This is a genomic window from Shewanella sp., assembly GCF_013214165.1.
Classification (GTDB): Bacteria; Pseudomonadota; Gammaproteobacteria; order Enterobacterales; family Shewanellaceae; genus Shewanella.
This window is the reverse complement of sequence record NZ_JABSSM010000117.1, coordinates 1-8,332: the sequence shown is the minus strand read 5'-3', so window position 1 is coordinate 8,332 and position 8,332 is coordinate 1. Positions and strand designations below refer to the sequence as shown.

The window sequence follows — 8,332 nt, the reverse complement described above, 5'->3', positions numbered from 1 at the left end:
GGCATTTTCTCCTTGGCTATTCTTGCTTCCTGTAGCTCAATTTCTCAAGAGTCTGACAAGACTCAAGTTCAGCAGAATATTGAATTGAGTGGCACAATAAGCCCTGATGCCGATGTTGTAGCACTGGTTAATGAGAAGAAACGGATCATTACCTGTGGTGCCATGCCATCGATTAAGGACAGGTCTAAAATTGAATTTGATTAACAAGGGCGTAATAACACCAGCAATGAGCCAGGAAGAGGCCGACGCGCTGGTGGCCGAATTTATGCGCAAGAAATTGCAAGCGTTTAAGAATTGTAACAAGCTAAAGCCTGAAGGAAGCAAGCTATGATGAAGATAGTAAAGAGTATGAGGGGCCTGTCATTATCTCTAGTGCTGAGTGTTATTGCTTCGACATCGCTATCGGCTAAAGCGTTAGATGCGAACCTCCAGGGTTCATCCGCCTTGTCTTCGAGTGCACTCGCATCGGCGACAATGGCCGATGCTGGGATCATCAATAGAGAGCAGATCTTATATTGGCTTATTAAGCGTGGAGAGATTTCTGCCGATGCCAGCGAGGCCGATAAGCGTGCCGCCGTCGATAAATTTACTCATAGAGCGAGCCGTTTTCAGAGTCAGGGACGCTTGATTGAGGCTAAGTTCGAGCGGGTCAGGCTCAAGTCATTGGCTCAGAGTAACAAGCTTAAGCGATATTCCATTGCCAAGACAATGAATATCGTCGGTACCTTAGCCGATGCCGATATCACTAAGACAGTAAGAGTCTTAAGTATTTTAATCGATTTTCCGGATCTGCCCTACGATAATAATCGATTGATAGCCAGCGATACCCCCATGTTTTACCCTAATTATCCCGTGAGTCATTATAAGGACCTGATATTCTCCACCACAGGCTTTACCGGTCCCCAGGGCAAGAACCTGATGACGGTGCAGCAATATTATCAGGCCGAATCCGGTGGGCGTTTCAATATGACCGGCGATGTCAAGGGCTGGTTTACTGCGAAAAATAATGCCGCCTTCTATGGTGGTATTAATCCCGATAATAACGGTCATGATAAGGCGGTGCCGGAACTGGTCAAAGAGGCTGTGACTCAGGCCCTAGTTAACATGTCGGCTGCCGAGTTAGCCAGCTATGATGTGGAAGATCCATTCGATCTCGATGGCGACGGCAACGTCGCTGAGCCAGATGGTAATATCGACCATGTGATGTTGTTTCATTCCAGCATAGGGGAAGAAGCCGGCGGCGGCGTGCTCGGCGATGATGCCATCTGGTCACATAGATTCTTCGTTTATACTGGCGACACGCCTGGATACAGCATTCCTGATACGGGCATGAAGGTGTTTGGTTATACCATACAGCCGATTGATGCCGCAGCGGGTGTGGTGGTGCATGAGTTTGGCCACGATCTGGGTCTGCCTGATGAGTATGACACCACCAATACAGGCGATGGCTCTCCGGTCGGCTCTTGGTCTGTGATGTCTGGCGGTAGCTGGACTGGTAGTATTGCCGGAACTCAGCCAATAGGTTTTAGTCCCTATGCCCGCTCTTATCTGCAGGACAGATATAAGGGACGTTGGATCAACGAGCAGAAGGTCATGCTGAGCAGCATAGGCACTTCGGGATTGGATGTGGTCATTAATGAGGCGATAAACCACTCATGGGTGAATCAGATCTCTATTCCACTGCCGGCGGCGACGATTCCTTTCAAGCAGCCCTATGGTGGTAGCTATCAGTACTATTCTGGCCAGGGGCATCGGATTAACAATGCCCTGTCATTCGACATTGACTTGCCAAGCTCGACGTCCTTGATGTTGACGATGAAGGCCCATTGGAATATTGAGCCAGACTATGATTATGCTCAGGTCATGGTCGATGGTGTGGTGATTGCAGGTAATTATACCAAGGCCAGCAACACGATAAACACGGCGCGAGACATTATCAGCGGCAATTCTGGCGATATACTTGTCGCCGAAGGTGCTAACAACTGGGTGGATCTTGAATATGATGTGAGCGCCTATGCTGGTAGGACGAATACCCAGATCAGTATCATTTATAAAACCGATGAGGCGGTAGGGGGTTATGGTTTCGTTGTCGATGACCTGCAGATCACCAGTGGTGCTAACCTGATTTATAGCGATGATGCCGAGACGCCCAATACCATGGTCTTGGCGGGTTTCTCACGTATCGATGACGAGCGCCCAGGCGCTGCTCGTCGCTATATCGTGCAACTCAGAAGTCATAACGGCGTCGATGCCGGACTCGAGAGTCATTCTTATGAGCCTGGCGTACTCATGTGGTTGGAAAACTTTAGTCATAGCGATAATAACTCTAGCGCTCACCCTGGTGCAGGCTTGATTGGCGTTATCGATGCCGATCAGAACCTTATTGGTACTAATGACTCTGATATTCAGATTAGAGATGCGACTTTTAGTATGTTTGATCAAACCAGTTATTTCGGAGACGATCATCTGTCATCCATTTCCTTGTTCGATGACAGTATAGACTATAGTGCTCCGCTTCAGCCTCAGTCTGGCATTCTCTTACCTGAACTCGGTTTGACCATGGAAGTGGTGGCCCAGAGTGCAGATTCTTCCACGGCGACGGTTAGATTTACGTATAGCGGGGCAACGACCCCGCCGCCCACATCTGACTTGACATCTGGTTTCACTCCGATCCAGGCCGTGGCTGGGGCCGTCGAGTTTAGCCCGATTGTGACAGGCGGTGATGGAAATTACTCTTACTTGTGGAACCTTGGTGTGACAGGAGCTACCACCGCCGAGGAGATGCCTACCTATGTCTATCAAGCGTCAGGAAGCTACACTGTTATCTTAACCGTGACCGATGGCCAAGGGACAAGTGTAGAGAGCACTCTGACTGTAGTGGTAGATTTACCAGTGGCACCTGTAGCCGATTTTACCTTCTCGAGCAGCGATCTCAGCGTAACGTTCACCGATACCAGTACAGGTGGTGCAGGTGCTATGAGCTATTCGTGGGACTTCGGTGATAGTCAGACGAGTACGGCACAATCGCCCAGTCATACCTATGTTTCAGCCGGAACTTATGTTGTGATGATGACAGTGACTGATAGCTTAGGTGTGGTGAGTAACAAGAGTATATCTGTAACAGTGACGCCTCCTGTCGTGGTGACCTCTTCTGGTGATTCTGGCGGTGGTGTCTGGGTTGGTTAAGCTTAGGTTTACTGGCTCTGATGGGCTTCAGAAGACGTCGTCATTAAGCGAGTGCTAGTGTTAGGTGATTAAACGAAAAAACGCCCGTTTGGGCGTTTTTGCTTTCTAGGTTTTATAACGAGAAAGCAAGGCTTACACCTGTTCTATGATTTTTCTGGCTGCGGGCAAAAAGGTTTCACTGACGATAAGCCGCTCATCATCATAGGAAAAGTAACGGCGACGTCCCCATAGCCCCTGAGTGACTGGCTGCTTAATTGATTCGGTCAATTGGGCTAGCCGCTGGCAGGGAGTAAAGTGAGCTATTTCTATCTTGCCTGGAGTGAAGTCATCGTTGGAAAAAAGCAGTTCCCCTAAGGGGCGGGAGCCAAGAGTGAGGAATTCGGTTTCCTTCTTATCGAGTAAGTTTGCCGGGATCAAGGTGCGGGCAAATATCCAAGGCACACCGTCGAGACAGAGTAATACTTCACGCACCCAAGCGAGTCTCTGCGCGGGAAACTCACCACTGAAAGGGGTTATAGTTCCCTCTCCGAGTACTTTTACTTCGAACTGGCTACAGTGACGACGTAATTTTTGGGTTAGACTTCCTGATGAAAGTAACCATTCACTGAGCGGGGAATCTGGGAGTTCAGAGATTTGTTCTGGCGAAAACCATTGAATTGATTCACCATAGGGAAAGCTTAACCTAGTCACACTCATCTATTTCTCGGTACAATACGGCTTGGAAACAGCAGCAGTCTAGCATGGCACCATAGGATAGTCAGAAAGAAAAGGAGATACAGTTTAATATGAAAAGGTTCGATATGAGATCAGGTTATCTTAGAAAATTCGCATCCATCTTGGTTATTTTTGCCGTTAGCATCTTTAGTGTTGGCGCGTATGCGGCAGATGAGGAGAACGTAGATAACTATGCCTACTACGGGTTCGAGCCCGATCTCATCACTAACTATATCTCCAGCGGTAAAAAACTCGGCTTCGTACGCATAAGTATCGAGTTGATGGTGAAAGACCCGGAAGATCTGATTGCCCTGGAGCATCACGATCCTCTCCTACGAGCGGCGATATTGGAGATCATGGGTAGCCAAACTGCCGATAAGGTGAAATCCTTAACGGGGCGTGAGGAGATCCGCCGCGAGTGTTATGACACAGTCAATCGACTCATCGAACAAGAAGTCGGCCGACCTATTGTGGTTAATTTACTGTTCACCAAATATCTTTACGATTAGTTAAGCCATATAAAATTCAGCTTTTATTTATGAGCCGTTGTTTATCGATCAGCGGCTGAGATCCTATGACAAAATCAGCTCCCAAACAGACACCTAAATCGAAATTAAGCAATGGTTCGGTTAAGGGCAAGCAAGACCCATCTCAGGCCAAATCTACTTTTCATAAGCAAGAGTCTAATAAGCAAAAGAGCAAGCCAGTAGCTCGTAAGCCTAAGTCGGTACAAGCTGCGGACAAAAAGGGGCTCCACCAGAGGAACCTGCATAAGGATGGCTATGACTTTGAAACGCTTACCGCGGCGAGTCCAGAACTCAAGCCATTTGTTAGGCCAAATCCTTACGGTAACCTTTCAATCGATTTTTCCGCTCCCCAGGCTGTAAAGGCACTTAATCTGGCCCTACTTAAGGCGCACTATAAGATAGAGTCTTGGGATATTCCTCAGGGATTTCTGTGTCCGCCAATTCCGGGTCGGGTTGATTACCTGCACTATGTCGCAGATCTACTGGCCGGAAATATTCCACAACAAGTAAGCCAAGAGCCACCAACGGGAAGTGCTGATGGACAAAATGTCCTCGCATTAACGAATGGTGTCACGAATGATTTAGCTAAAGCTGCCACTAAAGCCAATAGAATCCCGACTGGCTCTAAGATAAAGGCGCTCGATATAGGCACTGGAGCCAACGGTATCTATCCCATCTTAGGCATTCAAGCTTATGGTTGGCAGTTTACCGCCAGCGATGTCGACCCGATTTCTATCGCTAATGTGGAGTCGATTATCCAGGCTAACCCTTGCCTGCAAGGTAAATTTAAAACTCGACTGCAAACCGATCATCAAAAAGTATTTCAAGGCATCATCAGTGTCGATGACAGATTCGATGTGACCATATGTAATCCACCGTTTCATTCGTCGCTGGCCGAGGCGAGTGAGGGGAGCGTGCGTAAGCTAAAGAACCTCGCGGCTAACCGCGCGGCAAAAGGGCATAAGAGCGCATCAGTGAAGGCTAAGGGCGCAAATATAGATCTCAACTTCGGCGGTCAGAAGGCCGAACTCTGGTGTGAAGGTGGCGAGAAGCAGTTCCTGCTCAATATGATCCGCGAGAGCGCCGACTTTAAGACCCAATGCCTGTGGTTTACTAGCCTAGTATCTAAGCAAGAAAACCTCAAACCTTGCTATGCCGCCCTCGCAAAGGCGGGCGCCGTTAGCATAAAAACCATAGATATGGCCCAAGGTAACAAACTCACTCGCGTGTTGGCCTGGAGTTTTTTGACTCCAAAGCAAAGGGGGTTGTGGGCCAAATACCGGGGTTAAGGTGGTTCTTAACGTCTAACCTATAAGGTTAGATTTGGTTTAACAACTTAAGTATTCCCGTCATTCCCGCAATGCTTGTGGGCGGGAATCCAGCCCTTTTGCCTTAATCTTCATCCAAGCGTGTTGCTGATGATTGCGATGGTGATTTAAGGCAGAGTCAGGCTCTGGCTCAAACAAATCACTCCAATAACTTGTCCAAGCCTGCAGTAACATTCTCCATACGGTGGCCACCGGAATTGGCAATCACATAGCGTTTACCGACCTGTGACGATGCATCCAAACCCGTATAACCGTTTTCAACGATCTGACTGAGTGGGTCGTGGCTGGTATTAACGTGGGTCACATTGGCAGCGTCCAACTTGTCGGCTAAGCGATCTCTAAGGTTGACGTGCAGGCCCATGCTGTTGAATGCATTAACCTTAACACCATGCTTAATGCCTGCGTACTGGGCTATCCCACCCCCAAGTGAATGGCCGATAAGCTCAACCTTACCATCGTGCATTTTAGAAAATTCTTTCACTAGTTTGTCTGCGTCTTGAAAGGCGCTGTCTTTAATGCCCAGAGCGACCGCGGCATCGCTCTTCAGTGTTGCCGGCCGCTTGCTAGGTTGTGTACCTACAAACGCAAGGATAAGCGTCTCATCGCGTTTATAGACGGCTACCTTGAGCGCTGACCATTTATCACCTTCAAGGATTAATGGTGCATTACTATCACCGCCAGCCCGAACATGCAGAGTCAGTGCTTGTCCGGTTCCGCCACTGCTACCAGCCCTCTTGGCCAACACCGACTCAGGTATATCGAGGTGAGAGGCATGTTGATAGCCTTCGGGCATCTCTCGATAACTGCTGGAACAACTTACACGGGCAAGTTGCGCCGCATCTACCACCTGGCGTGCCCCTTCAGGGGTCAAGGTTTCTTGCTTCGCTTTTTTCACGAAGGAGGGAGTTATCTCTGCTTTAGCTGCTTGCCATAATTCTTTGGCATGATTGTTTGCGTTGAGTCGATCGGAGCTCGCTATCGGCATTTTTGACATGGCCTTGGCACCGCCCGCTGCTAATCCTAATCGTGAGGCTTTTACCAGTCGTATCGCCGCATCGGCCAGATTCGATATCGCAGATGCAGTGACACTGACAACGCCGCTAACAACACTGCTAGCGCCACCGGTAATGTTAGCCAGGCCCTTGATGACGGCACCTGTCCAATATCTGGCCTTGCCCTTGGTAGACGGAGCATGGGAGTCATTGCCCCCCTGAATGGCGTTGCCTAGCTTTCTGGCCGGTGCACTTAGAGTGAGCCACTTTAAGGTGGTCGTCAGTCCCTTGCCCACAGTGACCTTGGATGAGGTGCCCAGACTGGTGTAGTGAGAGGCCAAGTTATTATGAACACTTGAACTTTTGGGCGCGGGAGTCTGAACTTCCCCATGCAAATGAGAGCTAACAGCTTGGCTACTACTCAGATTATTGATATTCATTGTTTTTCCTTGAGGCGATTGGCGGTTAAACAGAGCACCGCTAAGCTTATGAACTATTACTGTCAGGGATGCTGGACTTAAACTATGATTGAGTTTGTAGCGGGTTTAATGTGTTGACTGGGCAGGCTTTGTTCGCTCAACTCCAGAAATTTAGCATGCAGCGACACGCCCATATCCAGGAAATCGCCCAAGATCTGCCTGAACAACTCTTCATCGAGCATCTCAACTTGGGCCGCAAATGATAGCACCAGATGCTGAGTTCGATTATCCAGGCTGATCTGGCTGCCGCCAGTCTCTAATCCGAACATATTGAGTTCCAATGCCGCCTTGGTCAGAGCAAGCTGGGCCGCATCATTTTCAGGCAAGCTTAGCAAGGGAATATAGAGAAATACGGCCTGAGTTTCATCATCGGCTGGCACCTCAATGATGCATTGCAACTCATCCCCACATTGCAGGCTGCAATGACCGTCTTCACCAAGATTCAGGGGTAAGCCGCGGTCCTGGCCAATGGAGCTAATCCATGCCGATACTGTTTGTTGATGCAGGGGCCTAGTGCCTGTGAAAGAGCCCGAGCGCGTGCCTGAAAATGAGTCTGACATAGAATCTACCTTTTGTGACTGGTATTGCGGCAAGGCTTGCCACGTTAGGACGACCTTAGTCATCTGGTGCCTGAAAGGTTATCAAACTCGATTAATCAATAATTTAGCTGAAGGTCGCAATTTTTTATGTAACTATTCTTGGATTGGATCTAGTGTCAGAAAGTGATTCTTGTATAAAACTATTGGCGGGCAGTCATGAAGTACTCATGTTTCAGGGGACTTTACCTGCCATAAATTATCAGCATGGTTACAATTCCAGCTCCACATTAGTGTTCACAGTTATAAATCTAGATGAAAAATTAACGAGCTAAGAATCATGGTGTTGAGTTTATTCATGATGTCCCCAATCAAAATGACTGGGGGCGGTACTCAGCTTTTAAAGATCCATCTGGTATAGTTCATGAATTATTTGAATTTTTCAGCTAACGAGTGACTATGGTAACTCCACAAGCACATGGCTACGCCATTTCACCGTCTCGCAGAAGTATCTGCATATAAGGTCGTTCTTAGGCATCCAGCCTCCACGACATTGGTGCATCCCTGCAC

General features: G+C 48.4%; 8 protein-coding genes. 5 read left to right on the top strand and 3 right to left on the bottom strand.

Features of this window, described 5'->3' with window-relative positions; all coding sequences use genetic code 11:
• The 3 genes from HRU42_RS19560 to HRU42_RS21210 all read left to right on the top strand — a co-directional run.
• On the top strand, positions 1 to 204 hold a 204-nt coding region (locus tag HRU42_RS19560), incomplete at its 5' end, for a hypothetical protein (RefSeq protein WP_295033603.1).
• Positions 205 to 327: 123 nt separating this feature from the next.
• Entirely contained in the window at positions 328 to 3,186 is a 2,859-nt protein-coding gene (locus HRU42_RS19555; RefSeq protein WP_295033601.1) for an immune inhibitor A domain-containing protein, read from the top strand.
• The gene (locus HRU42_RS21210) at positions 3,174 to 3,233 is read left to right on the top strand and encodes a GlyGly-CTERM sorting domain-containing protein (protein ID WP_367227199.1); all 60 of its coding nucleotides are present in this window, start codon (positions 3,174 to 3,176) and stop codon (positions 3,231 to 3,233) included. The genes HRU42_RS19555 and HRU42_RS21210 overlap by 13 nt, the downstream gene beginning before the upstream one ends.
• Before the next feature lie 85 nt (positions 3,234 to 3,318).
• Here the strand turns inward: HRU42_RS21210 and HRU42_RS19550 are convergent, their stop codons facing one another.
• Entirely contained in the window at positions 3,319 to 3,882 is a 564-nt protein-coding gene (locus HRU42_RS19550) for a chorismate lyase (protein ID WP_295033599.1), read from the bottom strand.
• An 89-nt stretch (positions 3,883 to 3,971) separates the two neighbouring features.
• On the opposite strand from HRU42_RS19550, the gene HRU42_RS19545 reads away from it, so the two are divergent.
• Together HRU42_RS19545 and rlmF are read left to right on the top strand one after the other, a co-directional pair.
• A complete protein-coding gene (locus HRU42_RS19545; RefSeq protein WP_295033597.1) occupies positions 3,972 to 4,409 on the top strand; it encodes a flagellar basal body-associated protein FliL in 438 nt (145 codons plus the stop codon).
• A gap of 65 nt (positions 4,410 to 4,474) precedes the next feature.
• Positions 4,475 to 5,716 carry a 23S rRNA (adenine(1618)-N(6))-methyltransferase RlmF gene (gene rlmF, locus HRU42_RS19540; RefSeq protein ID WP_295033595.1) on the top strand — a complete coding sequence of 414 codons (1,242 nt, stop codon included), beginning with the start codon at positions 4,475 to 4,477 and terminating at the stop codon, positions 5,714 to 5,716.
• Between the two features lie 178 nt (positions 5,717 to 5,894).
• Here the strand turns inward: rlmF and HRU42_RS19535 are convergent, their stop codons facing one another.
• Both HRU42_RS19535 and HRU42_RS19530 read right to left on the bottom strand, forming a co-directional pair.
• Positions 5,895 to 7,187: a hypothetical protein gene (locus tag HRU42_RS19535; protein ID WP_295033593.1), complete on the bottom strand. Its 1,293-nt coding sequence runs from the start codon at positions 7,185 to 7,187 to the stop codon at positions 5,895 to 5,897.
• 77 nt (positions 7,188 to 7,264) lie between these two features.
• Positions 7,265 to 7,849: a CesT family type III secretion system chaperone gene (locus HRU42_RS19530; protein WP_295033591.1), complete on the bottom strand. Its 585-nt coding sequence runs from the start codon at positions 7,847 to 7,849 to the stop codon at positions 7,265 to 7,267.
• Between the last annotated feature and the right edge of the window lie 483 nt (positions 7,850 to 8,332).

Coding starts and splice junctions, on each gene's coding strand:
- HRU42_RS19555 (WP_295033601.1), top strand. CDS start 328: ATGATGAAGATAGTAAAGAGTATGAGGGGCCTGTCATTATCTCTAGTG.
- HRU42_RS19550 (WP_295033599.1), bottom strand. CDS start 3,882: ATGAGTGTGACTAGGTTAAGCTTTCCCTATGGTGAATCAATTCAATGG.
- HRU42_RS19545 (WP_295033597.1), top strand. CDS start 3,972: ATGAAAAGGTTCGATATGAGATCAGGTTATCTTAGAAAATTCGCATCC.
- rlmF (WP_295033595.1), top strand. CDS start 4,475: ATGACAAAATCAGCTCCCAAACAGACACCTAAATCGAAATTAAGCAAT.
- HRU42_RS19535 (WP_295033593.1), bottom strand. CDS start 7,187: ATGAATATCAATAATCTGAGTAGTAGCCAAGCTGTTAGCTCTCATTTG.
- HRU42_RS19530 (WP_295033591.1), bottom strand. CDS start 7,849: ATGACTAAGGTCGTCCTAACGTGGCAAGCCTTGCCGCAATACCAGTCA.